At 57.5% G+C, this 26135-nt stretch carries 23 protein-coding genes, 2 tRNA genes and 3 pseudogenes; 10 read left to right on the forward strand and 18 right to left on the reverse strand.

The features are described 5' to 3' along the window. The first annotated feature begins 23 nt into the window (after positions 1–23). On the forward strand, positions 24–647 hold the full coding sequence (locus LN050_02250; protein UFS56710.1) for an exopolysaccharide biosynthesis protein: 624 nt from the start codon (positions 24–26) through the stop codon (positions 645–647). Between the two features lie 18 nt (positions 648–665). On the opposite strand, the gene LN050_02255 is transcribed toward LN050_02250, so the two are convergent. After that, a complete protein-coding gene (locus tag LN050_02255) occupies positions 666–1601 on the reverse strand; it encodes a DUF1932 domain-containing protein (protein UFS56711.1) in 936 nt (311 codons plus the stop codon). A 51-nt stretch (positions 1602–1652) separates the two neighbouring features. Between LN050_02255 and LN050_02260 the strand changes: the two genes are divergently transcribed. From LN050_02260 to LN050_02275, 4 genes are read left to right on the forward strand one after another with little or no spacing between them, the layout of a single operon-like run. Next, the gene (locus tag LN050_02260) at positions 1653–2645 is read left to right on the forward strand and encodes an adenosine kinase (GenBank protein UFS56712.1); all 993 of its coding nucleotides are present in this window, start codon (positions 1653–1655) and stop codon (positions 2643–2645) included. A 9-nt stretch (positions 2646–2654) separates the two neighbouring features. Next, complete coding sequence (locus tag LN050_02265) at positions 2655–3533, forward strand: helical backbone metal receptor (protein UFS56713.1); 879 nt, start codon at positions 2655–2657, stop codon at positions 3531–3533. Next, the gene (locus tag LN050_02270) at positions 3530–4600 is read left to right on the forward strand and encodes an iron ABC transporter permease (protein UFS56714.1); all 1071 of its coding nucleotides are present in this window, start codon (positions 3530–3532) and stop codon (positions 4598–4600) included. The genes LN050_02265 and LN050_02270 overlap by 4 nt, the downstream gene beginning before the upstream one ends. After that, on the forward strand, positions 4597–5373 hold the full coding sequence (locus LN050_02275) for an ABC transporter ATP-binding protein (GenBank protein ID UFS56715.1): 777 nt from the start codon (positions 4597–4599) through the stop codon (positions 5371–5373). Before LN050_02270 ends, LN050_02275 begins: the two co-directional genes overlap by 4 nt. A gap of 85 nt (positions 5374–5458) precedes the next feature. Here the strand turns inward: LN050_02275 and LN050_02280 are convergent, their stop codons facing one another. Next, complete coding sequence (locus tag LN050_02280; GenBank protein ID UFS56716.1) at positions 5459–7678, reverse strand: TRAP transporter permease; 2220 nt, start codon at positions 7676–7678, stop codon at positions 5459–5461. Between the two features lie 75 nt (positions 7679–7753). Next, complete coding sequence (locus tag LN050_02285; GenBank protein UFS56717.1) at positions 7754–8737, reverse strand: TAXI family TRAP transporter solute-binding subunit; 984 nt, start codon at positions 8735–8737, stop codon at positions 7754–7756. A gap of 172 nt (positions 8738–8909) precedes the next feature. Between LN050_02285 and LN050_02290 the strand changes: the two genes are divergently transcribed. Continuing rightward, positions 8910–9299, forward strand: coding sequence for a hypothetical protein (locus LN050_02290; GenBank protein ID UFS56718.1), 390 nt, complete (start codon positions 8910–8912; stop codon positions 9297–9299). A gap of 67 nt (positions 9300–9366) precedes the next feature. Here the strand turns inward: LN050_02290 and LN050_02295 are convergent. From LN050_02295 to LN050_02305, 3 genes are all read right to left on the reverse strand, one after another. Then, positions 9367–9456: transfer RNA gene (locus LN050_02295), tRNA-Ser, on the reverse strand. Positions 9457–9530: 74 nt separating this feature from the next. Beyond that, positions 9531–10448: a paraslipin gene (locus LN050_02300; GenBank protein UFS56719.1), complete on the reverse strand. Its 918-nt coding sequence runs from the start codon at positions 10446–10448 to the stop codon at positions 9531–9533. 75 nt (positions 10449–10523) lie between these two features. After that, positions 10524–10964: an NfeD family protein gene (locus tag LN050_02305; GenBank protein ID UFS56720.1), complete on the reverse strand. Its 441-nt coding sequence runs from the start codon at positions 10962–10964 to the stop codon at positions 10524–10526. A gap of 123 nt (positions 10965–11087) precedes the next feature. On the opposite strand from LN050_02305, the gene LN050_02310 reads away from it, so the two are divergent. Next, positions 11088–13382 carry an arginine/lysine/ornithine decarboxylase gene (locus LN050_02310; GenBank protein ID UFS56721.1) on the forward strand — a complete coding sequence of 765 codons (2295 nt, stop codon included), beginning with the start codon at positions 11088–11090 and terminating at the stop codon, positions 13380–13382. A 96-nt stretch (positions 13383–13478) separates the two neighbouring features. On the opposite strand, the gene LN050_02315 is transcribed toward LN050_02310, so the two are convergent. Further along, a complete protein-coding gene (locus tag LN050_02315) occupies positions 13479–13949 on the reverse strand; it encodes a peptidylprolyl isomerase (protein UFS56722.1) in 471 nt (156 codons plus the stop codon). A 113-nt stretch (positions 13950–14062) separates the two neighbouring features. After that, positions 14063–15235: a class I SAM-dependent methyltransferase gene (locus LN050_02320; GenBank protein UFS56723.1), complete on the reverse strand. Its 1173-nt coding sequence runs from the start codon at positions 15233–15235 to the stop codon at positions 14063–14065. Positions 15236–15304: 69 nt separating this feature from the next. Between LN050_02320 and LN050_02325 the strand changes: the two genes are divergently transcribed. Beyond that, positions 15305–15757 (forward strand): DUF393 domain-containing protein, encoded by a 453-nt coding sequence (locus tag LN050_02325; GenBank protein UFS56724.1) that lies wholly within the window; start codon positions 15305–15307, stop codon positions 15755–15757. 268 nt (positions 15758–16025) lie between these two features. Here the strand turns inward: LN050_02325 and LN050_02330 are convergent. Continuing rightward, positions 16026–16151 (reverse strand): annotated as a pseudogene (locus LN050_02330) (nucleotidyltransferase). A gap of 9 nt (positions 16152–16160) precedes the next feature. On the opposite strand from LN050_02330, the pseudogene LN050_02335 reads away from it, so the two are divergent. Next, positions 16161–17342 (forward strand): annotated as a pseudogene (locus LN050_02335) (polysaccharide biosynthesis protein). A gap of 24 nt (positions 17343–17366) precedes the next feature. Here LN050_02335 and LN050_02340 read toward each other — a convergent pair. Together LN050_02340 and LN050_02345 are read right to left on the reverse strand one after the other, a co-directional pair. Continuing rightward, positions 17367–17645, reverse strand: a complete 279-nt coding sequence (locus LN050_02340; protein ID UFS56725.1) for a site-specific integrase — start codon at positions 17643–17645, stop codon at positions 17367–17369. Positions 17646–17775: 130 nt separating this feature from the next. After that, positions 17776–17851, reverse strand: a tRNA-Asn gene (locus LN050_02345). Between the two features lie 307 nt (positions 17852–18158). Here LN050_02345 and LN050_02350 point away from each other — a divergent pair. Next, positions 18159–19010 (forward strand): Wzz/FepE/Etk N-terminal domain-containing protein, encoded by an 852-nt coding sequence (locus LN050_02350; protein UFS56726.1) that lies wholly within the window; start codon positions 18159–18161, stop codon positions 19008–19010. Positions 19011–19150: 140 nt separating this feature from the next. Here LN050_02350 and LN050_02355 read toward each other — a convergent pair whose 3' ends face one another. The 7 genes and pseudogenes from LN050_02355 to LN050_02385 all read right to left on the reverse strand — a co-directional run bounded on the left by LN050_02355 (position 19151) and on the right by LN050_02385 (position 26097). Next, positions 19151–20248, reverse strand: a complete 1098-nt coding sequence (locus LN050_02355; protein ID UFS56727.1) for an NAD(P)/FAD-dependent oxidoreductase — start codon at positions 20246–20248, stop codon at positions 19151–19153. A 57-nt stretch (positions 20249–20305) separates the two neighbouring features. Next, a complete protein-coding gene (locus LN050_02360; protein UFS56728.1) occupies positions 20306–20635 on the reverse strand; it encodes a ferredoxin family protein in 330 nt (109 codons plus the stop codon). Between the two features lie 140 nt (positions 20636–20775). Beyond that, positions 20776–22133: pseudogene (locus LN050_02365) on the reverse strand (GTP-binding protein). 1 nt (position 22134) lies between these two features. Next, positions 22135–23118 carry a sulfate adenylyltransferase subunit CysD gene (gene cysD / locus LN050_02370; GenBank protein UFS56729.1) on the reverse strand — a complete coding sequence of 328 codons (984 nt, stop codon included), beginning with the start codon at positions 23116–23118 and terminating at the stop codon, positions 22135–22137. Further along, on the reverse strand, positions 23115–23915 hold the full coding sequence (locus tag LN050_02375; GenBank protein UFS56730.1) for a phosphoadenylyl-sulfate reductase: 801 nt from the start codon (positions 23913–23915) through the stop codon (positions 23115–23117). Before LN050_02375 ends, cysD begins: the two co-directional genes overlap by 4 nt. After that, entirely contained in the window at positions 23912–24292 is a 381-nt protein-coding gene (locus LN050_02380) for a DUF934 domain-containing protein (GenBank protein ID UFS56731.1), read from the reverse strand. The genes LN050_02375 and LN050_02380 overlap by 4 nt, the downstream gene beginning before the upstream one ends. 17 nt (positions 24293–24309) lie before the next feature. Next, entirely contained in the window at positions 24310–26097 is a 1788-nt protein-coding gene (locus tag LN050_02385; protein UFS57296.1) for a nitrite/sulfite reductase, read from the reverse strand. Positions 26098–26135 lie beyond the last annotated feature (38 nt).

Here is a 26135-nt window from a genome sequence, read left to right on the forward strand (position 1 = left end):
GCCAACCTTTTGAAAAGACTTTTATGAGCATGGAACTGGCAAAGCGCATGCGTGCGGCGTCTGATGCCCACCACAATGGTACTGCCGAGACGCGCCGCCGAGACATTGCTGCGCTGTTGCAGCTGCACGGCGAGTCGTCTCTGGCGGTGTTGCTGTTGCTGCTGTCTGTGGTGAGCATAGTGCCCATTGTTGGTTCAGGCAGCTTGGTCAGCATTGCTATTTTTGCAGCGGCGTGGGCTTGGGCGCTGGGGCACGATACGCAAGCCCTGCCTGCGCGCCTGGGCCGAATCACATTGAGCGAGTCAATGACTGGGCAGTGCTTGCACGCATTTGCCTGGCTTTATGAGCAATGCGACCGTTGGATGAGGCCGCGCTGGCGGCTGTGGTCCAGCCGGCCTACGTATTGGTTGTGGGGCCTGTGGATTGCTCTGATGGCCGCTATTATTTTCCTGCCGCTGCCACTGGGCAACGTGTTGCCCTGCATCAGCCTGATTTTGCTGACCTTGGGCTGGATGTCGCGCGATGGTGTTGCGCTGCTGGGCGCTGTTGTTGTAGGCCTGGCGGCTATGGCTTATACGGCGTTGTTGTGGGGCATTGCCGAGTTGGCGCTGCGCAACATGTGGGGCATGCTGACCAATGGCATTTAAAAGTCCTTTAAAAGGGTTTTAAGCCTGCCCGTTTTGTGACAGGCGCGCCGCAATCAGTGCATCGGCATACGCCTGCCACGGCGCGTCTTTTGGCAGGGCAGCAAACACGCCATCGCGTTTGGCGTCGGCCATCCACTGCTGTTTGCTTGCAATAGCGCTGGCCATGATGGGCTCTAGGTCAGCCTCACTCACCGTGACTGCTGACTCTCGCATTTCTTCGGCGCGGCGCTGTCCGTGCTGGGCCACGCGGCTGAAAAAATAGCGGCCCTGCTCGGTCCAGTCAATGCCAGGAAAGGTTTCAGCCAGTGTGGGCAACACTTGCGCTTCAACGCCATAGCTGCGTGCGGTGGTGTAACTTTCTATGACCAATGACTCCAAGCCCTTGATCATGATGGAGCGGCACATTTTGATCGCGCTGGCCACGCCTAGCGCGGTGCTGGCCACTTTGGCATTGCAGCCCCAAGCGTTGAGCGCATCGGCCAGCGCATGGGCGTGTGGGCCGCCCAGCAGCATGGGCACGGACAAGCCATAGGGCGGCACCGAGGTCATGACACCTGCTTCGACGTAGTGCACACCCTTGGCCTCAAGCACCTGCGCACAGGCTTTTTTGGTGCCCGGTGATGCAGAGTTGAGGTCCAGGTACCAACTGCTAGGCGCCATGTGCGGTGCGGCGGCCTGGGCTGCCCCCAGGGTGTTGGAGGCGGTTACAGCGCTGATGACAAGATGGCCTGGGCCAGGGCCGACACACATTTCGGCCACGCTTTTTGTAAGCGCTACCTTGGCTTGTTGGGCACGGGCCGTTAGGGTGGCGTTGCCAGCGCTATCGGCCAGCAACTTGTCCCAAGCCATCACCGGTATGCGTTGCCTGGCTAATGCGCCACCAAATAAAGTGCCGACTTCGCCAAAGCCCAGTAAGCCAACGGTATCTATTGAGGGTGAGGTCTGAGTCGTCATGATGCTGGTTAAACTAACAGGCTGTTTGTTACTGCCCCTATTGTTACCCCAATGTCTAAATACGATTTGTACGCCATCGGCAACGCGCTGGTTGATTGTGAGTTTGAAATCAGCGATGAAAAGCTCACCGCGATGGGCGTACTCAAGCGCCACATGACATTGGTAGACGCCGATCAGCGTCAAGCGCTGCGCGACCAATTGGTGGATAGTCATTCGCGCCAAAGTGGTGGCGGCTCAGCCGGCAATACGGTTGTGGCTTTAGCCCAGTTGGGCGGCAAGGCCTTTTACAGCTGCCGCGTGGGTGACGATGAGCTGGGCCAGTTTTATGCGGCTGACCTGAACAGCCACGGTGTGGCGTCCAACCTTGATCGCGGCCTTGTTGCGGGTGCACCTACCGGCAACTGCATTGTGATGGTCACACCCGACGCAGAGCGCAGCATGTGCACCTACCTGGGTACCACCGCCGAGCTTGAGCGAGGCGCTCTAGATGTAGCTGCCATTGAGGCCAGCCAGATCTACTACATGGAAGGCTATTTGGCCGCGTCACCCACAGGCTTGCAGGCCGCGCTGGCTGGCAAAGCCGTGGCCAAAGAAGCCGGTGTGCGCTTGGCGCTGACCTTGAGCGACATGAGCATGATCAACTTTTGCCGTGAAGGTCTTGAGTCCATGGCGGACGGCGGCGTGGACTTCTTGTTTTGCAACGAGGAAGAAGCGCAGCAGTGGTGCGACAGTAAAGACATTGACGCCATATGCGTGCAACTGAGCACCCTGGCCACCACCGTGTGCCTGACCCGGGGCGCATCAGGCTGTTTGGTGATTGAGGGTCCACAAGTGACCAAGGTGGCAGGCGTTGCGGTGAAGGCACTGGACACCAACGGTGCTGGTGACATGTTTGCGGGTGCGTTTTTGTATGCCATATCGCAAGGTCGCAGCAACGTACAAGCCGCCGCACTGGCCAATGCCTGCGCCTCATTGGTGGTGGGCCAATACGGCAGCCGCGTGCAAACGGCTGAGTTACTCGCTGTTGCGTCCAACGTTGGCTAAGCTGCGCATATGGCCCAGTACAGCAGGGCCTTGCCTTGCTGTACTGTTGTCTGTGTGGTGGCGGCTACGGCGTTGCCCGCCAGGGCCACGGTTACTGTGCAAGACGACACGGGCAAGCGCATCAGCTTGGCGGCACCGCCCAAGCGTATTGTGAGTTTGCTGCCCTCACTCACAGAGATGGTGTGTGCGCTTGGTGCTTGTGAGCGCCTGGTGGGTGTTGACCGTTACTCGAATTTTCCGCCACGCGTTGCTGATCTGCCTGTAATGGGTGGCGGTCTGGACCCCAGCATAGAGGCCATTGTGGCGCTTCGCCCAGACGTTGTTCTGCTGGCAGGCTCGTCTCGCGTGGCAGACAGGCTAAGCGCTTTGGGCTTGCCAGTCATGGCACTTGAGCCCAAAAGCCACGCCGATGCACAGCGCGCCATGTTGGTGTTGGGCGCACTGCTGGGCGTGTCCAGTGCTGCTAAGCAGTGGCAAGCGATTGATCAGGCGTTGACTGCGACTGCACAAACCTTGCCACCAAGTGTGCGCAATCTGCGTGTTTACTTTGAGGCCAGTCAAGGTCCATACGGCGCAGCGCCCGCGTCCTTTATTGGTGAGACCTTGACGCGTCTGGGTGTTGCCAATGTGGTGCCCGACGGCTTGGGCCCATTCCCCAAGCTAAACCCTGAATTTATCGTGCGTGCCAACCCGGACGTGATCATGGTGGGTGAGGTCAGTGGCGATGCACTGGGCCAACGCCCGGGCTGGCAGCACATGCAGGCCATTGTGGGCAAGCGTGTGTGCTTGTTTACGCAGGCGCAAGCAGACATGCTGGTGCGTCCGGGCCCGCGCATGGCCCAGGGTGCACAGCTCATGGCCCAGTGTTTGTTGGGTAGCAAGCCATGAGCATGCCGCGCCAGCAACTGGTTGCGTGTGCCTTGTTGGGCGTCTCGGTGGCTTTGGTGGCACTGGGCGCAAGCATTGGCAGCGCAGGTCTTGATGCCAGTGCCTTGCAATGGCTTTCAAGTCATGTGGGCGATGTTGCCTCTACCAGTGAAGCGCCTGGCTATCACAGCACCTTGCAGCAAATCATTGTGGACATTCGTCTACCCAGAAGCCTGGGCGCTTGGGCGGCAGGCGCATTGTTGGGCCTGGCGGGTGCTGTGGCGCAGGGTTTGTTTCGCAACCCGCTGGCCGACCCCTTTTTACTCGGTAGCGCACCCGGTGCCTCTTTGGGGGTGGCGTTAGCCTTGGCGACAACAGCCAGTGGTGCTGGCGTATTTGCCAGCGACATATGGGCGCGGCTGGGTTTTACGGGGGCGGCCTTTGCTGGTGCGGTGTTGGCCGTGTTGCTGACCTTGGTGCTGTCGCGTGGCGTGCAGCACACCTTGCGTTTGCTGCTCGCTGGCGTGGTGGTGGGCGTGGTGCTGGGTGCGCTGACGCAACTGGTACTGTTGATGTCGCCGCAATCTTTATTGGCCATGCAGGCATTTTTGCTGGGCTCAACCGGCTTTGTAGGCTGGGACGCCACCGTGTTGATGTGGCTGGTGTGGCTGGTCTGTGCATTGGTAGCTGCATCGCTGGGACGCGCTTTAGACGCGCTGAGTTTGGGCGAACACACTGCAGCCAGCCTGGGCTTGCCGCTGGCACCCATGCGCATGGGCCTGGTGGCGGTGTTGGCCTTGGCCACAGGTAGTGCCGTGGCGCAAACAGGCTTGGTGGCTTTTGTGGGCCTAGCTGCACCGCATGTGGTGCGTGGCTTGGTGAAAACCAGACACGCTGCATTGCTGTGGCTGTCCAGCCTGATGGGTGGCGTGTTGTTGTTGGCGGCAGATGTGGCCGCACGTTGGCTCATTGCGCCGCAAGAGCTGCCTGTGGGCGTGTTAACGGCCGTCCTGGGTGGCGGCTATTTGCTGGCGCTGATGCACAGGGCCGGCGCTGGTGCTGGTGCGGCCGGCAAGGGTACTCTATGAGCCAGGCAGCACTGTTGGCCCAGGCGGTGAGCGTTCGCTTGTCGCCATTGGCGACTGCCACACCGGCACTTGCGGGGGTTGACGTATGCATTGCCAAAGGCTGCTGGACCAGCGTGGTGGGCCCCAATGGTGCAGGCAAGTCGACCTTGCTAAAGGTATTGGCGGGGTTGTTGCCACACACTGGACATGTGCAACTAATGGGCAAGCCGCTGGCCAGCTGGCCAGCGCGAGAGCGTGCCATGCGCCTGGCGTGGCTGGGCCAAAGCGAGTACAGCAGCGACGACTTAAGCGTTGCAGATGTGGTGATGCTGGGGCGCTTGCCGCACCAAGGCTGGCTGGCACCGCCCAGTGCGCAAGACCACGCCGTGGTGCAACAAGCCTTGCAAACCATGCACGCATGGGCGTGGCGTTCGCGCCGCCTAAGCCAGCTGTCAGGCGGTGAGCGTCAGCGTGTGCTGCTGGCCAGAGCCTTGGCTGTACAGGCCGACGTGCTACTGATGGACGAGCCGCTGGCCAACCTGGACCCACCACACCAGGCCGATTGGTTGAAAACGGTGCGCCAACTCACAGCCAACGGCACCACTGTGGTGAGCGTATTGCACGAAATAGGCATGGCCTTGCAAGCCGATCACATGCTGGTGCTACGCGACGGCCAGGTTGCCCATGCGGGCAACTGCGCTGAGCCGCGAACGCATCAGGCATTGGTGCAAGTGTTTGACAACCGCATTGCAGTGCATGCGGTAGACGGTCAGTGGGTGGTGCTGCCTCGCTGATCAGTTGATCTGTTGATCTGTTGAGCAGGCGCAGCGGCAGCCATATCGAGCTTAAGTACTCGACATGGCTGCGTTGCAGTCAATGTTAAGCCGTCAACTGCTTTTTAGTAGCAATACGCTGTGCGACCAGTACCAGCGCGGTTAAGCCAAGACCAATAAGGTCGCTGACCAAGCCGCCCTCAATCATGGATAGCGCTGCAGCCAGCAGCACCACACGCATGACGGGGTTGACCTTGGCTTTTAAAAGCCAACCCACCACAGATGCAGACAACAGGTACACACCGATCAAGGCGGTTACCACAGCCCGCAGAATCTCTGTGGTGCTGCCGTCCATCAGAAGGGCCGAGTTGTAGAAGAACATAAATGGCACTATGAATGCGGCCAAACCAATGCGGAATGAGGCCACCGATGTCTGCATGGGGTTGGCCCCAGATATACCCGCCGCCGCATAAGAGGCCAGCGCCACGGGCGGCGTAATCGCCGACACCACTGCAAAGTAAAACACAAAGAAGTGCGCCGTCAGCAGCGGCACGCCCAGGTTGACCAGGCCCGGTGCCACCACCGATGCAGCGACTGCATAGGCCGCTGTTGTGGGCATACCCATACCCAGCATGATGGAGATACACATGGCAAAGAACATGGCCAAGAACTGTGACGAGTCGGCCACGCCCAACAGCAATGACGAGAATCGCGCGCCCACGCCTGTGAGGGAAATAACACCAACGATTACGCCAGCGCAGGCACACACGGCAATGATTTGAATAGACATCAAACCAGCCAACTCAAAAGCCTTGCCAATTCGCGGCAAGTTCATGCGGTAGGGCGTTAGCCAACTGACCACCGCCGCTGAGGCAATCGCCAGGGTGCCAGCCCGAATCACCGAGTAGCCCATGAACAAAGCGCCAATCAGGATGATGATGGGCAAGAACAAAAACACTTGCTTTAGCAGCGCCTTGATTTTTGGCAGCTCTTCGTCACGCAGGCCACGCATGCCCAGCTTGGCGGCTTCCAAGTCAACCATGAAGTAGATAGACGCAAAGTACAGCACAGACGGAATAATGGCCGCAATCGCGATGTCTACATAAGGTATGCCTGTGACCTCGGCCATGATGAACGCGCCTGCGCCCATGATTGGCGGCATGATTTGCCCGCCCGTTGAGGCGGCCGCTTCAATGGCGCCAGCACTTGTTTTGCTGTAGCCCACTTTTTTCATCAGTGGGATGGTGAGTGAGCCTGTGGCCACCACGTTACCGGCAGACGTGCCGTTGATCATGCCCATCAGGCCAGAGGCAAAAATGCCCACTTTGGCTGGGCCACCGCGTGAGCGGCCAGCCAGCGCAAAGGCAAAGTTCACAAAGTAGTCGCCCACTTTTGACGCTTGTAAAAACGCGGCAAAGATGATGAACAAAATAATGTAAGTCGACGACACCGCAGTGGTGGGACCCAAAATACCGACGTCTGTGTAAACCTGGCTAAAGAAACGCTCCCATGAGATGGCGGGTGAGTTCAAGAAGCCGGGCAGCTTGTCGCCAACAAACACGTACAACAAGAACACACTGGCAATGGCAACCAACGCCAAGCCTGCCACACGGCGCGTCAGTTCCATGATGAGAATCGTGCCAGCCACTGCCACCAAAGAGATGCCAATGGGAGCGAAGGGCGTGCCGGTAGCGTTGCGCATCAGCGTGCCGTAAACAGCAATGAGGTACACCGCAACTGCGAAGCTGGCGATGACCAGCGCGATGTCAGCCAAGGTGGTGTGGTGGCGCTTGGTGTGGTGTAGCCAGGAAATCATGCTGGCGCCCAGGCTGGCAGCCACCAAGGGTGCGCCTAGCAACCATGTCTCGCGGTACTTGATGGCTTTGTCCACGCCGTTCCACATGGCACCGCCCGCAATGTCTGAAGCAATGCCTACGGCGCCGTACAAGCCAAACAAGGCCAACACCACCATTACGGCAGACAGCAAGTGCCACACGTTGGACAGGGCTGTGGTTTCGTCAGAAAAGCGTGAGCCAGAAAACACCAAAAAGCCAAGGGCCAAAGCGCCTGCGACGTGGGCTATGCGGAAGTTCCATGTCTCAAGTGGCATGGTTGGCAAAAAGTCAAAGCTCAGCAAGCCAAGGCTCATGCCGCTTAACGACAAGCCATTCAGGGCCGCCACGTGCATGAATGCATAAACGCCTGAGGAAATGGCTACAACCCATAGCAAGACGTTTTGAAACTGTCTGCGGTTGTGCTCAATGGGTTCTTCGTCAACGCCTTCGGCAAGAATAGGTGTGACAGGCTCGTTTGGTGAGTTTGACATGGTGGCGACTAATTGGATAAAGAAAAAGCAGGGTGCACCCGCCGGGTGAGCCCTGCTTTACAAGACGCTAAGCGCTTATTTTTTGTGAATCATGTTGGCAGGAATTTTCGCGCCATTCTCGTTAAACCACTTGGCCGCACCGGGGTGCCAGTTCATGAATGTGTTCTTGTCCCAGTTGGCAACAACTGTTGACTTGGCACTCTTGTGAACGCCCATCATGCGCTTGTTGTCGCTCATGACAACCTTGGTGGCTTCGTACACAAATGACTCTGACAAGTCACAGTTGGCCACTGCAAAGTTCCACATCGCAACCGAGCGAGCTGGCTTGGTCAGTGTGGTGTAGGTGCCTGGATCAATGTTGAACGCGGCTACTGGGTAGGTGTCCATGATCTTCTTTTGTTCAGCTTCTGTGAACTCGATGATGTTGACCTTGGTCTGAACTTCCAGTTGGCTAACTGCAGGCACTGGCACGCCAGCGGCAAATGCAATCACGTTGAGCAAGCCGTCTTGCAACTGGCCGCCCAGGTCACCCCAACCACCGTTACGGCGGTCAAACTGCACACCCAATGTTTCCAGCATGCGTGGGAAGTAGGTGTCTGAGGTAGAGCCCGCTGGGCCAAAGCCAATGCGCGCGCCGTCAGGAATCTTGCTGATGGAATCAATGCCAGAAGCGGCCAATGTGGTCACGCTGAACGGAGTTTGGTACATGGGGAACATCGCGCAAGCGTTGTCCATCTTGAGGCCTGGGGCAATGGGGTTGGTGCCGTCGATAGACTCACGGGCGGGGCCCAATGTAGTCATACCAAACTGTGCGTCGCCAGTGTGTACCAACGCCATGTTTTGCATGGGGCCGCCAGTGACTTCGCCAGCGCCTGGCAAACCCAGCTCTTTGGACACCAGGTTGGCCCAGCCTGAGCCGTACACAAAGTAAGTACCGCCCTGTGATGCCGTACCAACGGTAAAGCTCTCTGGCCAGTCTGAACGGTCTTGGGCAGACGCTTGCACGCCTGTCAATGCCAAGCCGGCGGCGATGGCTGCTTGCAGAATTGTCTTTTTCATTTGTTTGAGGCTCCGGTGTAAATAAGAGGGTACGGCTTGAAAGCCGACTGGCGAATATAGCAGGACAAATCATCACACGGTTTAGGATAGACCCCAATCCAAAAATGGCAGGGAAAACCCTAAATGCTTCTTGGCGGGCGACTGCCTGCCATGCAACCCACACCATATACCTATGAACTCATTCATCGAAGCCTTTCAACGCACACCCATTTACAAGCTCTTGGGCGCGGTGGCGCTGGCCAGCATTGGCTTGTCGGCTTGGGCCGCAGACAATGCGTGGTCTGAGACCTATGCGCCAACCAAAGGGCAGTGGTTGGCCTACGAGGTACAGCGCGACGTCGAGCAGCTTACCCACTTGTGGGCGCAGCGCGTGGCTGTGGTGGTTACGGCCGACCCCAAAAAAGAGGCGGTCGATATTTTCGTGACCACGGTGAAAGGGGATGGTTTGGCAGAAGCCTCAGCGTGTGAAGCCAACAAGACAGCGCTTCAGCAGCGCGCCAGGCGCACGTTGCGCCAATACGACTGGGCCTTGAACGGCACCGTGTTCGTGACCTGTTTGTAGTCTTAAGCAGTCTGGCCACGCCAACGACGTGCCAATCGTTGGTGCGCCAGCAAGGCTTATGTGTTGTTGGCGGAAAGGGAGGGATTCGAACCCTCGGTGGGGATTAACCCACACACGCTTTCCAGGCGTGCGACTTAAACCGCTCATCCACCTTTCCGCGAAGCCCTCGATTCTAGCAGGGAAAACGCCCACGTCCGGCTATGGGGCGCATGCGTGGCTGTGGGTTTGCTCTTATTGTTGGGCTTTGCCAACTTGCAGCATCTTCATGACGCTGCCCACCAAGCCGGCGGTCTCGCTCATGTTGCTGGGCACAATGAGTGTGGACTGGGAGCCTGCAGCCACCTGGCCATAGGCTTCAACGGCTTTCTCGGCAACCTGCAGCTGTACGGCCTGCTCGCCGCCTGGTTGCTTGATGGCCTGGCCAATGCGCTCTATGGCCTGGGCTGAGGCCGTGGCCACGGTCAATATGGCGGCTGCTTCACCTTCGGCTTCGTTGATAGCGGCTTGCTTTTCACCTTCAGAGCGGGCAATGGCGGCTTCACGCTCGCCGGTGGCAATGTTGATCTGCTCTTGGCGACGCCCTTCAGACGCGGCAATCAGCGCGCGCTTTTCGCGCTCTGCCGTGATTTGCGCTTGCATGGCGCGCAATATCTCGTTGGGCGGGGTCAGGTCTTTGATTTCGTAGCGCAACACCTTGACGCCCCAGTTCAATGCCGCTTCGTCAATGGCGGACACAATTTGTGCGTTGATCATGTCGCGCTCTTCAAAGGTGCGGTCCAGTTCAAGCTTGCCGACTACGCTGCGCAAAGTGGTTTGTGCCAGCTGGGTGATGGCCATGATGTAGTTGCTGGAGCCGTAGCTGGCGCGTTCGGGATCTGTGACCTGAAAGTACAAAATGCCGTCCACCTCAAGCTGCGTGTTGTCTTTGGTGATACACACTTGGCTTGGCACGTCTAGCGGCACTTCTTTGAGCGAGTGTTTGTAAGCCACTTTGTCGATGAACGGCACGATGATGTTGAGACCGGCATAGCGCGCGCCCGCGTATTTTCCCAAGCGCTCAATCACCCAGGCAGATTGTTGTGGCACTATCTTGATAGAGCGGGTGATGAAGATGATTGCAGCAATTGCAAAGACAATTGAAATTTCCATTGGGTAAGCCTTTGTTGGAGTGTGTGGGGTAAGAAGGTGGTGGGGTATGCGGTGAAAGGGTAAAAGCTGCTGGCGTTAGCCTTGCTCTGTAGGGCGGGGCGCATGGCCTGGTGCGATGCGCAGTTGTGAGCCGTCTATGTCTGCAATGTGGTGCGGGCCTGGTTGCAAGCTGGTATGGCCATGGACGGCTACCGCTGTCCAAGTCGCACCGCGGTACAGCACCTTGGCTGTTTGGTCTGGGCCCCAGCTGGCCACCATCACGGTTTGCCCTATGTCCATGGACACCGCATGGCCTGTTGCCAAGCGCTTGGCACGGTTTATGTGCCACAAGGCAACAGCACCTGCCGAAATGGCGGCAGCCGTGGCCACCTGCTGGGTGAGTGTGGTGTCTGCATAGCTTAGCAAGGCAGCCGCGCCAATGCCCAACGCCAGCATGAGCAAGTAAAACGTGCCTGTGACCATTTCTGCTGCCAACAGCACAAAGAAGGCAATCCACCACCAGGTTGTGATGCTCATATGTGACCTTTATAAATTGCAAGACGCAGTGAAGACTGTCTGTATTATGAGAGGCTGCGCTGCCGGCAAGGTTCCCGCAGCTTGGGCCATGCCTGCCTGGCTGGGCAAAACGTAAGAAATACCATGAAATTCCGCTTCCCCATTGTCATCATTGACGAAGACTTTCGCTCTGAAAACACCTCAGGCCTGGGTATTCGTGCCTTGGCCGCAGCCATTGAGTCCGAGGGCTTTGAGGTGCTGGGCGTTACCAGCTATGGCGACCTAAGCCAGTTTGCCCAGCAGCAAAGCCGCGCCAGTGCCTTCATTTTGTCTATTGACGACGAGGAGGTCACGCAAGGCCCGGACATTGACCCCGCTATTGAGCGCCTGCGCGGCTTTATTGAGGTAGTGCGCAACAAAAATGCAGACGTGCCCATTTATGTGCACGGCGAGACCAAAACCTCGCGCCATATTCCCAACGATGTGCTGCGTGAATTGCACGGCTTTATTCACATGTTTGAAGATACGCCAGAGTTTGTGGCGCGTCACATCATCCGTGAGGCCAAAAGCTATCTTGAAGGCATTCAGCCGCCGTTTTTCAAGGCGTTGCTGGACTATGCAGAAGACGGCTCTTACTCGTGGCATTGCCCAGGCCACTCGGGTGGCGTGGCGTTTTTAAAGTCGCCGGTTGGGCAGATGTTTCACCAGTTTTTTGGCGAAAACATGTTGCGCGCCGATGTGTGCAACGCGGTAGAAGAGCTGGGCCAGCTGCTGGACCACACCGGTCCCGTAGCCGATAGCGAGCGCAATGCGGCGCGTATCTTCAACGCCGACCACTGCTACTTTGTGACCAACGGCACCAGCACCAGCAACAAAATGGTGTGGCACCACACCGTGGCCCCTGGGGACGTGGTGGTGGTAGACCGCAACTGCCACAAATCCATTCTGCACGCCATCATCATGACGGGCGCGATTCCGGTGTTTTTAAAGCCCACGCGCAACCATTACGGCATTATTGGCCCCATTGCCCAAAGCGAGTTTGAGCCCGAGGCCATACGCGAAAAAATTCGCAACAACCCACTGCTAAAAGGCTATGACGCGGACACAGTAGAGCCGCGCGTGGTGACACTCACGCAGAGCACTTACGACGGTGTGCTGTACAACACAGAAACCATCAAGAGCATGCTGGACGGCTACGCCACCAACTTGCACTTTGACGAGGCCTGGTTGCCGCACGCCGCGTTTCACCCGTTTTACGGCACCTTCCACGCCATGGGCAAAAACCGTGAGCGCCCTGAAAAAGCCGTGGTCTATGCCACGCAGTCTATTCACAAGCTGCTGGCCGGCATCAGCCAAGCCAGCCATGTGTTGGTACAAGACTCCAAAACTGTGAAGCTGGATACGCACTTGTTCAACGAGGCGTTTTTGATGCACACGTCTACCTCACCGCAATACGCCATTATTGCCAGCTGTGACGTGGCTGCCGCCATGATGGAGCCGCCTGGCGGCACTGCCTTGGTGGAAGAAAGTATTTTGGAGTGCTTGGACTTCAGGCGTGCCATGCGCAAAGTGTCCAAAGACTATGCCAAAGACCAGGGCGACAAGGGCTGGTGGTTTAAGGTGTGGGGCCCCAAAGTCGACGAGCTCACAGACGAGGCGGAAGAGGGCATTGGCGACCCAGCAGACTGGGTGCTGGGCATGGGCAAGGACAACAACTGGCATGGCTTTGGCGACCTGGCCGACGGCTTCAACATGCTGGACCCCATCAAGGCCACCATTGTGACCCCCGGCTTGGACATGGACGGCACTTTTGCCGAGCAGGGTATACCGGCCTCTATCGTGACCAAGTTTTTGGCAGAGCACGGCGTGGTGGTTGAGAAGACGGGCTTGTACAGCTTCTTCATCATGTTCACCATAGGCATTACCAAAGGCCGCTGGAACACCTTGCTAACTGCGCTGCAGCAGTTTAAAGACGATTTTGACCGCAATCAGCCCATGTGGCGCATATTGCCGGAGTTCTGCAAGGCGCACCCCAAATACGAGCGCATGGGCCTGCGTGACTTGTGCCAGTATGTGCACGCCATGTACGCCAAGCACGACATTGCGCGCCTCACCACGGACATGTACTTGAGCGACCACACGCCTGCCATGACGCCAGGCGACGCGTTTGCCCACATTGCACGCCGCACCACAGAGCGCGTGCCCATTGACGATTTGCTGGGCCGCATCACCACAAGCCTCATCACACCTTACCCACCGGGTATTCCGCTGCTGGTGCCAGGCGAGGTGTTTAACCAGCGCATTGTGGACTACCTCAAGTTCTCACGCGAGCTGGAAATGCAGTGCCCTGGCTTCTCTACCGACATACATGGCCTGGTAGCCCTGGTGGGGAATGACGGCGTGAAACGCTACTACGCCGACTGCGTGCGGGCTGACTAGGCACTAAGTGCTATGCCGCTGCCGCACTGCGGTTGTTAACAGCCAGGCCATGCGGCCAGTCGCGCATTAGCTTGTGTCGCCAGGTTGTCGACAAGCTCAGTGCTGATGGCCGTGCTCGCCATGCACGTGCTTGTGTGCAATTTCTTCAGCGCTGGCCGCGCGCACGGCGGTTACGTGGCAGCTGAACCTAATGGCTTTGCCAGCCAGTTCGTGGTTGCCGTCTAGCATCACCACAGGGCCTTTGATTTTCATCACCTTGAACACCTGCGGTGTGCCGTCGTCTAGTGCGCCTTGCAGTTGACCGCCCACTTTGACACCGGGCGGGAAATCGCTTTTAGGAATGGTGCGTACCAGTGCTTCATCACGCTCGCCGAAGGCGTCTGCGGGTTGTAAGTCGGTAGTGCTTTTAAAGCCAACCGCTTGGCCGTCCAGCAAGGCCTCAATGCTTGGAAACAGGTTGTCGTAGCCACCGTGCAGGTAAGACAAGTGGCCTTTGTCTAGCGGCTTGCCCGCCAGGTCGGTAACGGTGTAGGACAGGGTAACGGCGGTGTCTTTGGCGATGTTCATAGCTATGTTGGGTGTATGCCCATTTGATTATTTGGTTATTTGACAACTCATATTGGCTTGTCTGCGCAGCTTTATTATCTACGCCGCTGCGTAGGCATAGTCAGGCCTCGCATTCAGGCTTTGCGCGCCAAGCGCCACAGCGAGGTGACTTCTTTGCGTCGCGCCATGAACAGCGGATCTGCCGCGTCTTTTGACTTGGGGTGAGTGGGGCGTGTGTCGTGGCGCTTCACCACGCGCAAGCCTGCACCGGCTATCCAGCCCATTAGCTCATCGCGTGTGCGCAACCCCAAGTGCTCAGCCAAGTCAGACAGAATCAGCCAGCCTTCACCCCCAGGCGTGAGGTGCTCACCCAAACCGCCAAGAAAGCCACGCAACATGGCGCTGTCTGGGTCGTATACGGCGCGCTCAATGGCGTTGTTGGCCGGTGCAGGCAGCCATGGTGGGTTGCACACAATCAGCGGCGCCTGGCCTTGCGGAAACAGGTTGGTGGCTACAAGGTCAACCTGGCCAGAGAGACCTAACCGCTGCAAGTTGTCTGTGGCGCAGGCAATGGCACGTGGCTCCATATCGGTGGCCAACACCCGCTGAACGCCGCGCTTGGCAAGCACGGCGGCGATCACGCCAGAACCTGTGCCAATGTCAAACGCAAGCGCTTGCGCGCCAGGTGGCAGCGGTGCTGTGGCAACAAGGTCAATGTATTCGCCACGCAGCGGCGAGTAAACAGCGTAGTGGGGGTGTATGCACCCGTCCAAAAACGGAATGCCAACGCCTTTTTTGCGCCACTCATGCGCACCAATCATGCCTTGCAAGTCTTTAAAAGAGGCTATGCATGCCTGGTCAGTAGGCTCACCCCACGCTTCTGTCAGCGCCAGCTGCGCCTTGGGCGCACGGCGCAAAGCCAGGCTGTAATCAGGCTCAAACGCCAGCAGCACACGGGCGAGTAGGTTGTGGCGGCGGGCCTGGTCGGCGCGGTGCTGCACAAAAGCGGCGTGAGCATGGGCGGTTTGGTCTGCCGTAGCAGCCGCTTGGTTGGCCTTGGGCGTGTTCACGCGAGGCTTTTTGTCTAAACGTCGGCCCAACGCCTGCAGTAATTGGCGACCATTGTGATAGTCACCGCGCCACAACAAATACGCACCGCCTTTCAGCAGCTTGTAGGCCTTATCTGCACTGAGCGTGTCGTCAGCCACCTCCAGCGCGGCAGGCGGTGGGCTGATAGCGGCCCGCCACAAAGCTGTGTGCGTTTGGCCAGATTCATCCCAAGTGAACTGTGTTTGTTTTAAAAGCATTAGCCCATCATCGTTTAAAACCAAGCAGTATCCGGGTTGGCTGCGTATTTTTTAAAGGATGGACAAGCTTTGCCATTGAATCGCCATACGGCAGCGCGTCTATTGGGCTTGGGTTACAACTGCAGCATGACTACAAAGCCCACCACTGGAACAAACCAACAAAGCGCCGACCGCGGCGCACTAACCGTCATGTTTGACGGCGCGTGCCCACTGTGCAGGCGCGAAATAGGTTTGTACCAATCGTTAAAACCATTGCAACCGGTTTGCTGGCAAGACGTCAGCAAAGGCGGTGATGACATCACGCCTCAGCAACAAGCGCAGTACATGGCCAGATTTCATGTGCGCCTGCCCAATGGCGAGCTGCTAAGCGGCGCAACCGCCTTTGTTGCCCTTTGGCACAGCATGCCCGGCTGGCGCTGGCTAGCCCGCTTGGCCAGCCTACCAGGCGTAACGCCAATGCTGGAGCTGGCCTACAAAGGCTTTTTGCGCATACGCCCAGCGTTGCAGCGGTTGATGCGTTAGGCAGCATGCCCGATATAAGAAAACCCAGCTACCTCGCGGTAACTGGGTTTTTGTTTTTTGACAATGCTCCTCGAACTGGGCTCGAACCAGTGAACTACGGATTAACAGAAAACAAGGACGTAGAAAAACCTTTAAAAATCAATAACTTATTTTAATAAAATTGATTTGTGTAATATTTCGTGTAGTTGACCAAAAGTTTCATAATGTAACTTTTTCGACGACTAGGCAACTTTTAGGGTGACGCTGAGCATTTGGCGTAGAAAACAGTTCAGACAGGAAGGGCTTCAGCGATCACTTTTTCACGAAAAGAGTCTGGCAAAGCTTTTGGGGTTAACACATCGACCCTCACCCCTAAAAGAGATTCAAGTTCAATTTGAATTTTCGCAACATCCATACCCATGGCAAAACAGTGCTGGTGACGGGGGCGGGCGGCAGCATTGGCAGCGAGCTGTGCCGCCAAATCCTCAAAACCCAGCCGCAGCAGCTTCTGCTGGTAGAGATGAGCGAATTTGCCCTCTACCAAATTCACCAAGAGCTGGTGGAGCTGCTGGCCGAAGGCTTGGCCGATAGGCAGTCGATACAAGCCGCTGCTTCAGGTGAGCCTGCCGATGAGCTTGATTCCGCGCTTAAGGTGGCGGGCGTAGAGGTGGTGCCACTGCTGGCATCGGCCTGCGACGAGGTGCGCATGCACGAGATCATGGACACCTGGAAGCCGCACACCGTGTACCACGCGGCGGCCTACAAGCATGTGCCCTTGGTGGAGCACAACCCGGCCGAGGGCGTGCGCAACAACGTGTGGGGTACCCGCGTGTGCGCCGAAGCCGCTATGCGCCACAGCGTGCGCAACTTTGTGCTGGTGAGCACCGACAAAGCCGTGCGCCCCACCAATATCATGGGCGCCACCAAGCGCCTGGCCGAGATGGTGCTGCAAGCCCTGGCTGAGGTCAATGCCGCCGTAGCGGCCCAAGGGGGCAGGGCGCCCAGCACTCGCACCACGCTCAGCATAGTGCGCTTTGGCAATGTGCTGGGTTCCAGCGGCTCTGTGGTGCCACTGTTCCGCGAGCAGATCAAAAACGGTGGGCCCATCACCCTCACGCATGCCGACATCACTCGCTATTTCATGACCATCCCCGAGGCGGCGCAGCTGGTCGTCCAAGCTGGGGCCATGGGGCAGGGCGGCGATGTGTTTGTGCTGGACATGGGCCAGCCCGTCAAAATCATCGACCTAGCTCGCCGCATGGTGGAGCTCTCTGGCCTGACTGTACGCGACGAGCTGCACCCCGATGGCGACATCGAACTCACCGTGACCGGCTTGCGCCCCGGCGAAAAGCTCTATGAAGAGCTGCTGATAGGCGACAACCCCAAGCCCACCCAGCACCCGAGCATTATGAAAGCGCACGAGCAGTTTTTGCCCTGGCCTACCTTAGAGCAAAAGCTCAACGCCCTGAGCATCGCCATGAGCGCCAACGACGTGCCCGTGATCCGCGCCCTGCTCAAAGACCTGGTGAGCGGCTACCAACCCACCGGCGAGGTGGTGGACTGGGTGCATTTGGCGATGCAGCGCTATGCGGCGGCCAACGAATAGCGCTTGCGCGCTAATCTGGTCTTATCAAGCCAACTCCACCGCAGCCTTGAGCAAGTTAGGGCTGCTGTACAAATAAGCCGCGGTGGTTTGGATGCTGCGGTGCCCAGCCAAGCTTTTCAGCAAATGGATGGCAATGCCTTGGTTGGCCAAGTTGGTTAAAAACGTGCGGCGCCCACTGTGGCTGCTGGCACCATCCAGCCTAGCACCCGCATACAACTGGGCAAAGGTTTGCGACAGGCTATTGGCGCTAAAGCCCGCGCATACACTCGTTTGACTGGCAAACAGCGGGTATCGCTGGTCCACACAACTGGCCTGCGCCACGTAGGCCTTTAGCTCAGCTCAATCGCTTTATGGTCATCTTGCAAACTTTGTAGTTTGAGGACGCAAAAAAGCCCAGCGACTTTTTAGTAACTGGGCCTTTTGGCTTTAACAGTGGCTCCTCGAACTGGGCTCGAACCAGTGACCTACGGATTAACAGTCCGGCGCTCTACCAACTGAGCTATCGAGGAATATATTTGGTGTGTCTAGCAGGAAGTTTGACACGGCTGCCACCTGTACGGCGACATCTCGCGCAATTATTGAAGAGCATACGTACGCTGCTCTCAGTTATCTTGCTACCCTCACATTGTAGCAAAGAAAACAGGGCCGTTTAAAGATGCAGTGAACTTTTTTGACTTGGCTGCGCGGTTTTGATTGTTCAAGACATTAAGCAACGCGCAGGTGCGATGCTTGTAGGCGATACCGATGTGAGTCTGTCTAGTTCAGGGCACGCGGCCCTTTAGAATGACGACTACTTTTTACAATACCAACACTGCCATGAATGAAACCCCTAGGTCCGCTATGGACGACGAAATTGATTTGCTGGACCTCTTGGTAACAGTTGCTGAGTCTTGGAAGCTCTTGGTGATTGCGCCTGTGTTGATTGCCATTGCAGCTTTCACTGGTGCGACCTTTATCAAACCCAATTTGTACCAATCCACAGCCATTTTGCGTCTTGCTGAGAACGAGGCCGCGCTCTTGCATTCGGCCGCCATACTGGATCCCTTGGCCGAGTCATTCGGCTATTTGAGCGAAGCTGAGGGAGTCAGGGAAGACGCTAGAGAAGCCCTTAAAAACGATCTTGCCAGTTCGGTAGACAAACGAACCAAGCTGGTGACCATCACGGCAAAGTCCACCTCTGCAGAGCAGGCCCAAAAGCTCAACCAGCAAGCCATTGAACGGTTGCTGGCCGAGCTCACACCCAAAGGCCAGGACAAGGCCAACATCCTGCGACAAATAGAGATTAGAAAACAGGCTATCTCTGCAGCCGAGAACGCTTTTGAACAGATTGTCCAAGCCTCTCCTGAAGGCACCGCAGGTACATCCAACGCCGAGTCCAGCAATATCGTTTTATTGGTGACGGAAAACAAGCAAGCCATTCAGGCTTTGGAGGAGCGGTTGCTTGTTAAAGGCGCTGAAGTGTTTGTTCAAACCCCAACGCTTGCGCAAAAACCCTTGCCACGCAAGCGTGCCTTGATCGCCGTGATTGCAGCCTTGGCCAGTGGGTTTGCATTGCTGCTGTTTGTTTTTATTCGCAAAGCACTGATGAACGCAGGTGCAAACCCAGAGTCTGCCAAGAAGATTGCACAGATCAAACAATCGCTTGGTATGTCTTCAAAGGCGACTTGATGTCTTGATTCAAATGGTCAAGCGCCGTGTTGATTGATATGCGCTGATCGACATGGTGTTTATCGACTCAAAAATCCTGCAAGCCATCACACAGCTTTTGTAATAGCTTGCCTGCTTTCCAAAAGCGGTGATTGATGGCTTTAGTCAAACGTTGGCGTTTCCACACCCAGCACTTTGTGCAGCTTAGGGCTGGTGGTGGTGTATTGCAGCAGCACGCGCTTTTCGGGGTTGATGATGGGAGACGCGCCAAAGGCGGCCAGCGCGCACTCATGAAAGCCAGACAAGATGAGCTTCTTTTTGCCAGGGTAGGTGTTGATGTCTCCCACGGCAAAAATGCCGGGTATGTTGGTAGAAAACTTTTCAGTGTCTACCACCAGTTGCTTGCGCTCAATGTCTAGGCCCCAGTTGGCAATAGGGCCCAGCTTGGGGCTTAGGCCAAAGAACACCAGCATGGCGTCCATAGGTACCACGCGGGTTACGCCGTCTGAGCCGGTGACCTTAGCGCCCACCAGTTTGCCGTCGCGCTGGTCAATGCCTGTGACTTGGCCCACGATGAATTGCATCTCGTATTCGTCACACAGCTCGCGCATTTTGGCAACGCTTGCTGGCGCGGCCTTAAAGCCGTCGCGGCGGTGAATGAGGATGACGCTTTCAGCCTTGTTGGGGCCGTCTTTGACAAAGTTGAGCGTCCAGTCGAGCGCAGAGTCGCCGCCGCCCACAATGACCAAATTTTTGCCAGCAAACTCGGCTGGGTTTTTCACGCTGTAGTGCACTTGTGTGCCGTTGTAGGCGTCTAGGCCTTCAACCTTTAGCATGCGCGGCTGGAAGGCACCCACGCCCGCGGCAATAAAAATGGTTTTGGTTAAAAACTGCGTGCCCTTGGCAGTTTGAAGGTAGAAGCGGCCATCGGGCTGCTGCTCAACCACGCTGACCTCGTGGCCAAAGTGGAAGGTGGCACCAAAGGGCTCAATCTGTTTCATCAAAGAGTCAGTGAGCTCTTTGCCCGTGCAAACAGGCACAGCTGGAATGTCAAAAATGGGCTTGTCTGGGTACAGCTCCATGGGTTGGCCGCCGGGGTAGGCCAATGAGTCAATGACGTGGGCTTTGATTTCGAGCAAGCCCAGCTCAAACACTTGAAACAAGCCAACAGGGCCTGCGCCAATGATGACGGCGTCGGTTTCAATGCCGTCGGCAGCAAGGGTGCGCGCAACGGCTGCGGTGGTAACAGCGGTATCCATGTGGTGTACTTAAAGTTGGCGGTGGGGGGGCCGCATCAATTAAAAATGTATGTAGCTTTAGCGAACCAGCTCTGGCAGCTTGCCTGGCTTGTCAGCCCAGTTGTCGGCGTCAGCCAAAGGCTCTTTGCGTTTGGTGATGCTCTTCCATGTGGGTATGCGTGACAGCTCTTCGTTGAGCTTGATCATGTGCATTTGGTCTGCAGGCACGTCTTCTTCAGCATAGATGGCAGACACGGGGCACTCTGGGATGCACACGGCGCAGTCAATGCACTCGTCTGGGTCAATGGTGAGGAAGTTGGGGCCTTCGCGGAAGCAATCTACGGGACAAACGTCTACGCAATCGGTGTACTTACAACGGATACAGGCTTCGGTAACGACGTGTGTCATGGTGGTGGTATGTGGGTTGGTATGAGGTGGGGCGCGTCTATGGCCAAACCCTAGATTTTAATGGCTGGCGCAAACGCCCTTTGGGTGGTGGTGCTTTTGGGCTTGGTGGCCGCGTTTCTGGTGTTTTTCTGGGGCTTTATCTAACCGTCTATCAACACCGCGCCTGCGGTGGCGTGGCTTGCCGTGTTGACCAGAATAAGGCCGCCAAGCCCGCGGCTAAGCCGGTAGGGCTGCAAGGGCAGCTTGGCCTGAAACTGCAGCTGCACTTGGCCCATGCTATTGGCTTGCAGCTCGCAGGCTGGCTCGGTGGCCAGTGTGTCTATGTCAATGCGGTGATGAATGGCGCTGACTTTGGCCTTGACCCAGCGATGACCCAACAGCGCCCAGTACGTGCGACCAATGGCAAGTGGTTGCTTGTCCAGCCAGGCTACGGTGGCGGTGGCTTGCTGGGTGCCTGCTGGGGCGCTTTCGCTTAACAGCCAGTCACCACGTGAGATGTCAATTTCGCGGTCTAGTACAACGCCGTAGCTGGCGTTTATATGCTGCGCGCCGCTGGCCTGTGGCAAGGTTGGCGGGTGGTGCCAAGCAGGCGCGCCACCGCAGCGGTTTGGCCGTTGCACTGCAGCTTTTGGCCAACGCGCAGCTGGCCTGCGGCCAAGCGGCCCCAGTAAATGCGCCTGCCGTGGGGGGCGTTGGCTTGGTGCTTGTGGCTTTCCTCGCCATCTTGGCCGTGCTTCACATCGTGGTTGATTTCTACCCACTGCACAGCCAAGTGGGCTTGCAGGCTACTGTTTGCTTGATTGGTCGTCTCGGCTGCCTGTGCCGCATCAGCCTGGGCGACTGTAGGCAGTGTTTCAAGAAGCTTTAACAAGCTGGGGCCTTTGTAGCCAGCCCAGCCACTGTTGGTGTCTACCACGTTGTAGCCCAACAATGCCGACACCGGTACGGTCGCGGCGTGTTGTATGCCTGCTTGCGTGGCAAAGCGGTGCAGCGCGGCGCTGATGTTGGTCAAGGCAACAGCGGCATCGTCAACGGCGTCCAGCTTGTTGACGGCAAACACCACGCTGGGCACACGCAAGCGATGCACCAACAGGCTGTGGCGACGTGTTTGCGCCAGCAGTGCCACATTGGGGTTGCGCCAGTCCAGTTTGGTGGCGTCTACCAGCACCACGGCGGCATCGGCGTTGGTGGCGGCTGTGACCATGTTGCGCGTGTACTGTACGTGGCCAGGTGTATCGCCAATGATGAACTTGCGCGCAGGCGTTGCAAAGTAGCGCCACGCCACATCAATGGTGATGCCTTGCTCGCGCTCGGCTTGCAGGCCGTCTGTAAAGGCGGCCAGGTCTGGCTGCTGGTGGTTGCCGGTTTGAAGGTTTTTGCTTGAGGCGCTGGCCAGCTGGTCTGCGAGTACGGCCTTGCTGTCCATGAGCAAGCGGCCAATCAGCGTGCTTTTGCCGTCGTCAACCGAGCCGCAAGTAATGAATGTGAGCGCGTCCATCTTAAAAATAGCCTTCTGTTTTGCGTTGTTCCATGGACACCTCTGAGGTGTGGTCGTCTAAGCGGGTGGCACCGCGCTCGCTGACGGTGACGCCCAATGTTTCGGTCACTATGTCTGTGGCGTTGGCGGCGGTGCTGGCCACTGGGCAGGTGCAAGTGATGTCGCCCAGCGTGCGAAAGCGCACCTGCACTTGCTCAACGGTCTCGCCGCTGCGCGCTGGTGTTAGTGGCGTGACTGGCACCAGCAGGCCTTTACGCTGCACAATGTCGCGTTGGTGGGCGTAGTACAAGCTGGGCAGCTCGACGTGCTCGCGCTCAATGTATTGCCATACGTCCAGCTCGGTCCAGTTTGAGATGGGGAATACGCGAAAGTGCTCACCCGGCTGCAGCTTGGTGTTGAACAGCTGCCACAGCTCAGGGCGCTGAGCTTTGGGCTGCCATTGGCCAAAGCTGTCGCGGTGCGAAAAAATGCGTTCTTTGGCACGGGCCTTTTCTTCATCGCGTCTGGCGCCGCCTATCAGTGCATCAAACCGAAACTCGTCAATCGCCTCTAGCAAGGTGACCGATTGGTGCGCATTGCGCGGCTCATCCGCGTGGGCCAGGCGCACTGTGCCGCGCGCCATGGAGTCTTCAACGCTGCGCACTATGAGCTTGGCGCCCAGTTGCTGGGCGCGGTAGTCTCTAAAGGCTATGACTTCTGGGAAGTTGTGGCCGGTGTCTATCATCAGCAGCGGGAAGGGGATGTTGCCCGCACCAAAGGCCTTTTCGGCGCACTTGAGCATGACCAAGGAGTCTTTGCCACCTGAAAACAGCAGCGCGGGGCGCTCAAAGCTGGCTGCAACTTCGCGCAAGATGAAAATGGTCTGGGCCTCCAGCGCGTCTAGATGTGCATTGCTGAGCGTGGTGTGTGGCTGGGCTTGCACAGTGGCTGTCGTATCAGCTTGCAGGTTGGCTGCCAGATGGGTTTTTTCGGTTATGGCGTTCATGCGGTTGGCTCTGTGGTGGTTGCGTTACGTGTGCTTGGCTGCAGTGGCTGCACATGCAGGCCGCATTCTTTGGCGGGGGTTGCAGCGTTGCCAGCGCTGTCTATCTCCCACCACCAGCGTCCAGCGCGTTGGTCTTCGCCTAGGCTGATGGCGCGCGTGCATGGCTCGCAGCCAATGCTGGGGTAAAAGGCATCGTGTAGGGCGTTGTAAGGCAGTTGGTGCTGCGCAATAAAGTGCCATACATCGCCTTGCGTCCACTGCACAATGGGGTTGAGCTTTAAGCGTTGGCCTTGCGGGGCGGACTCGCGCTCAAGTGCGCTGATGTCTGCGCGGCTACCAGACTGCTCACGGCGCAGGCCTGTTATCCAACCCACTTGGCCCGCCAGTGCTTGGGCCAGTGGCTGCAGCTTGCGTACATTGCAACAGTCAAGGCGTTGCGGCTTGCTTTCATAAATACCCTGCTGGCCAATGCGTTGAACCAATGCCACGACATGCTCGGCCTGTGGCTTAAACACCCGCAGGCGTATGTTGTAGCGCGACTCAAGCTGGGGTATCAGGGCCAGTGTTTGCGTATGCAAGCACAGCGTGTCCAGCACAAATACGGTGGTGCTGGCTTGTTGTAGCAAGCCGGCCATGTGCAGCAAGTGCGTCACCACCACGTCCTCAGCGCCCAAGCTGCTGGCCTGTGTCCAAGCGCCGCGGTGCTGGCCCAGTGTGTCTTGCAGCAAGGCAAGGCTTGCGGCCAGTTTGGCGTCAAACTGCGCGCTGGGGCGGTTGTACAAGGCGATGGCGTTCATACGGGTGTTGGGTTTGCAAACAGCGGTTGTTGGTGTACCACGTCGCCCTGGTAGTAGCGGTTAAAGCGCGACAGTGCTTGCGTGGCGGCTGCCAGGCTTTGGTCGTCGCGCAATACCGCTTGGCTAAACCCAAGGCGTTGCATGTGGGGCAGCTGGTCTACCAACACGTCGCCGTGCGCCAGCAAGCTGCCCGCAAACTTCAAGCGTGTGCGCAGGTGTTGCGCTTGCGAGTAGGCACGCCCGTCACTGAACTTGGGAAAGTGCAGGGCAATGCGGCTAACGCCTGTCAGGTCTAGTTGTGCCACTTCAGTGTCGTTGGCAATGTGCAAGCATGCCGCTAATGCGTTGTGGCTGTCTTTGTGAAATGTGAGTTGCATGGTTTGTGAACGTGGGTTTAGGCCGCAGCGGCAGTAAGCCTGGCTGTGGCCACACGCACGGCGTTGGCTGCGGCTTTAAAAGGTTCAAGGCCTACGCGGCGCACGGTTTGTACAAAGCGCTCTCGGGCTGCGCGTTGGTCGCGGTAAGTGGCGAGTAAGGCTTCCACCACGTCTGGCACCTCTGCGGCTGCAAACGATGGGCCTATGACTGTGCCCGCCACTGCCTGGCCGCCCAGGTGCGCGCCGTCAGAGCCCCCCAGGGTGATTTGGTACCACTCTTGCCCATCTTTATCAACGCCCAATACGCCAATGTGGCCGCTGTGGTGGTGGCCGCAAGAGTTGATACAGCCGCTGATGTGCAAGTCCACCGGGCCAATGTCGTCTAGCTCGTCCATGTCTTGGTAGCGCGCCGTAATGGCCGAGGCCAATGGCAATGAGCGGGCATTGGCCAGGCTGCAAAAATCACCACCCGGGCAGGCAATCATGTCTGTGAGTAAGCCAATATTGGGTTTGGCCAAACCCAGTGCGTGGGCCGCACGCCACAGCTCTGGCAACTCATCGCAGCGAACCCAGGGCAATACCAAGTTTTGTTGGTGGGTGACGCGCACCTCGCCAGCGCTGAACAAATCAGCCAACTCGGCTGCGGCGTCTAGCTGCTTGGCGCTGGCGTCGCCTGGCGCAAAGCCTGGGCGCTTGAACGACAGCGTGACAGCGCGCATATCTGGGTGTTTGTGTGCGCCCACGTTTTGCTTGAGCCAGCGGCCAAAGGCCACGTCGTCTTGCGCAGCAGCGCGCAAAATGTTGGCGATTTTGGCGTCAGCGCTTGTGCGGTCGCAGCTGCGCTGGGGCGGGTTGAACATGGCGCTCACACGTGCCAGCTCGGCGGGCGTGATGGTGTGCTGCGCACCGTCTTTGTTGTTGATGATGTCGTCAAACTCGGCATTGACCTCGTCAACATAGGTTTGACCCAAAGCCTTTAGCAAAATCTTGATGCGCGCTTTATAGACATTGTCGCGACGGCCCCAGCGGTTGTACACGCGCACCACAGCTTCTAGGTAGTTCATGATGTGGTGGGCGGGCAAAAACTCACGCAACACAGTGCCTACAACGGGTGTGCGCCCCATGCCGCCGCCCACGCTCACCTGAAAACCTATTTCGCCGTCAGCGTTTCGCAGCAAGCGCAAGCCCACGTCGTGCCAAGCCGTTGCAGCACGGTCTTCGGTAGCGCCGGTGATGGCAATCTTGAACTTGCGTGGCAAAAACGCAAACTCAGGGTGCAAGGTACTCCACTGGCGAATGATTTCGCAATAGGGACGTGGGTCAGCCACTTCGTCTGGGGCAATGCCTGCAAACGCATCTGAGGTGATGTTGCGTATGCAGTTGCCACTGGTTTGTATGCCGTGCATATTCACGCTGGCAAGCAAGTCCATCACGTCTGCGCTTTTGCTAAGCGGTATCCAGTTGAACTGCAGGTTTTGGCGTGTGGTGAAGTGGGCGCAGTGGTCTGGCAGCATGGCCACGTCGCTCAAGCCAGCGTTGCTGGTGTCCAGTGCCCTGCAGTCCTTGTGGTCAAAGTCGCGGGCAATGGTGGCCAGCACACGCAGCTGCGCACTGGACAGCTCGCCATAAGGCACAGCCACTCGCAGCATGGGCGCAAAGCGCTGCACATACCAGCCGTTTTGCAAACGCAGCGGCTTGAACTCGTCCTCGGGCAACAAGCCTTTCTGCCAGCGGGTGAGTTGGTCGCGGTATTGCTCGGCGCGAATTTTTATAAATTGCTGGTCAAAGTCTGTGTATTGGTACATATGGTTTCTCTTGTCGTGTGTTGTCTTGGTTGGTCTTT

It is taken from the genome of Comamonadaceae bacterium M7527, assembly GCA_021044545.1.
In the GTDB taxonomy this organism is placed as follows: Bacteria; Pseudomonadota; Gammaproteobacteria; order Burkholderiales; family Burkholderiaceae_C; genus RS62.

What these genes read in the sequence shown, in the direction of transcription:
- LN050_02265 (UFS56713.1), top strand. Translation starts at nt 2,655, where the DNA reads ATGGCCCAGTACAGCAGGGCCTTGCCTTGCTGTACTGTTGTCTGTGTG.
- LN050_02355 (UFS56727.1), bottom strand. Translation starts at nt 20,248, where the DNA reads ATGGATACCGCTGTTACCACCGCAGCCGTTGCGCGCACCCTTGCTGCC.
- LN050_02275 (UFS56715.1), top strand. Translation starts at nt 4,597, where the DNA reads ATGAGCCAGGCAGCACTGTTGGCCCAGGCGGTGAGCGTTCGCTTGTCG.
- cysD (UFS56729.1), bottom strand. Translation starts at nt 23,118, where the DNA reads ATGAACGCCATAACCGAAAAAACCCATCTGGCAGCCAACCTGCAAGCT.
- LN050_02360 (UFS56728.1), bottom strand. Translation starts at nt 20,635, where the DNA reads ATGACACACGTCGTTACCGAAGCCTGTATCCGTTGTAAGTACACCGAT.
- LN050_02380 (UFS56731.1), bottom strand. Translation starts at nt 24,292, where the DNA reads ATGCAACTCACATTTCACAAAGACAGCCACAACGCATTAGCGGCATGC.
- LN050_02385 (UFS57296.1), bottom strand. Translation starts at nt 26,097, where the DNA reads ATGTACCAATACACAGACTTTGACCAGCAATTTATAAAAATTCGCGCC.
- LN050_02375 (UFS56730.1), bottom strand. Translation starts at nt 23,915, where the DNA reads ATGAACGCCATCGCCTTGTACAACCGCCCCAGCGCGCAGTTTGACGCC.
- LN050_02285 (UFS56717.1), bottom strand. Translation starts at nt 8,737, where the DNA reads ATGAAAAAGACAATTCTGCAAGCAGCCATCGCCGCCGGCTTGGCATTG.
- LN050_02255 (UFS56711.1), bottom strand. Translation starts at nt 1,601, where the DNA reads ATGACGACTCAGACCTCACCCTCAATAGATACCGTTGGCTTACTGGGC.
- LN050_02300 (UFS56719.1), bottom strand. Translation starts at nt 10,448, where the DNA reads ATGGAAATTTCAATTGTCTTTGCAATTGCTGCAATCATCTTCATCACC.
- LN050_02280 (UFS56716.1), bottom strand. Translation starts at nt 7,678, where the DNA reads ATGTCAAACTCACCAAACGAGCCTGTCACACCTATTCTTGCCGAAGGC.
- LN050_02350 (UFS56726.1), top strand. Translation starts at nt 18,159, where the DNA reads ATGAATGAAACCCCTAGGTCCGCTATGGACGACGAAATTGATTTGCTG.
- LN050_02250 (UFS56710.1), top strand. Translation starts at nt 24, where the DNA reads ATGAGCATGGAACTGGCAAAGCGCATGCGTGCGGCGTCTGATGCCCAC.
- LN050_02270 (UFS56714.1), top strand. Translation starts at nt 3,530, where the DNA reads ATGAGCATGCCGCGCCAGCAACTGGTTGCGTGTGCCTTGTTGGGCGTC.
- LN050_02320 (UFS56723.1), bottom strand. Translation starts at nt 15,235, where the DNA reads ATGCTTTTAAAACAAACACAGTTCACTTGGGATGAATCTGGCCAAACG.
- LN050_02310 (UFS56721.1), top strand. Translation starts at nt 11,088, where the DNA reads ATGAAATTCCGCTTCCCCATTGTCATCATTGACGAAGACTTTCGCTCT.
- LN050_02305 (UFS56720.1), bottom strand. Translation starts at nt 10,964, where the DNA reads ATGAGCATCACAACCTGGTGGTGGATTGCCTTCTTTGTGCTGTTGGCA.
- LN050_02290 (UFS56718.1), top strand. Translation starts at nt 8,910, where the DNA reads ATGAACTCATTCATCGAAGCCTTTCAACGCACACCCATTTACAAGCTC.
- LN050_02315 (UFS56722.1), bottom strand. Translation starts at nt 13,949, where the DNA reads ATGAACATCGCCAAAGACACCGCCGTTACCCTGTCCTACACCGTTACC.
- LN050_02260 (UFS56712.1), top strand. Translation starts at nt 1,653, where the DNA reads ATGTCTAAATACGATTTGTACGCCATCGGCAACGCGCTGGTTGATTGT.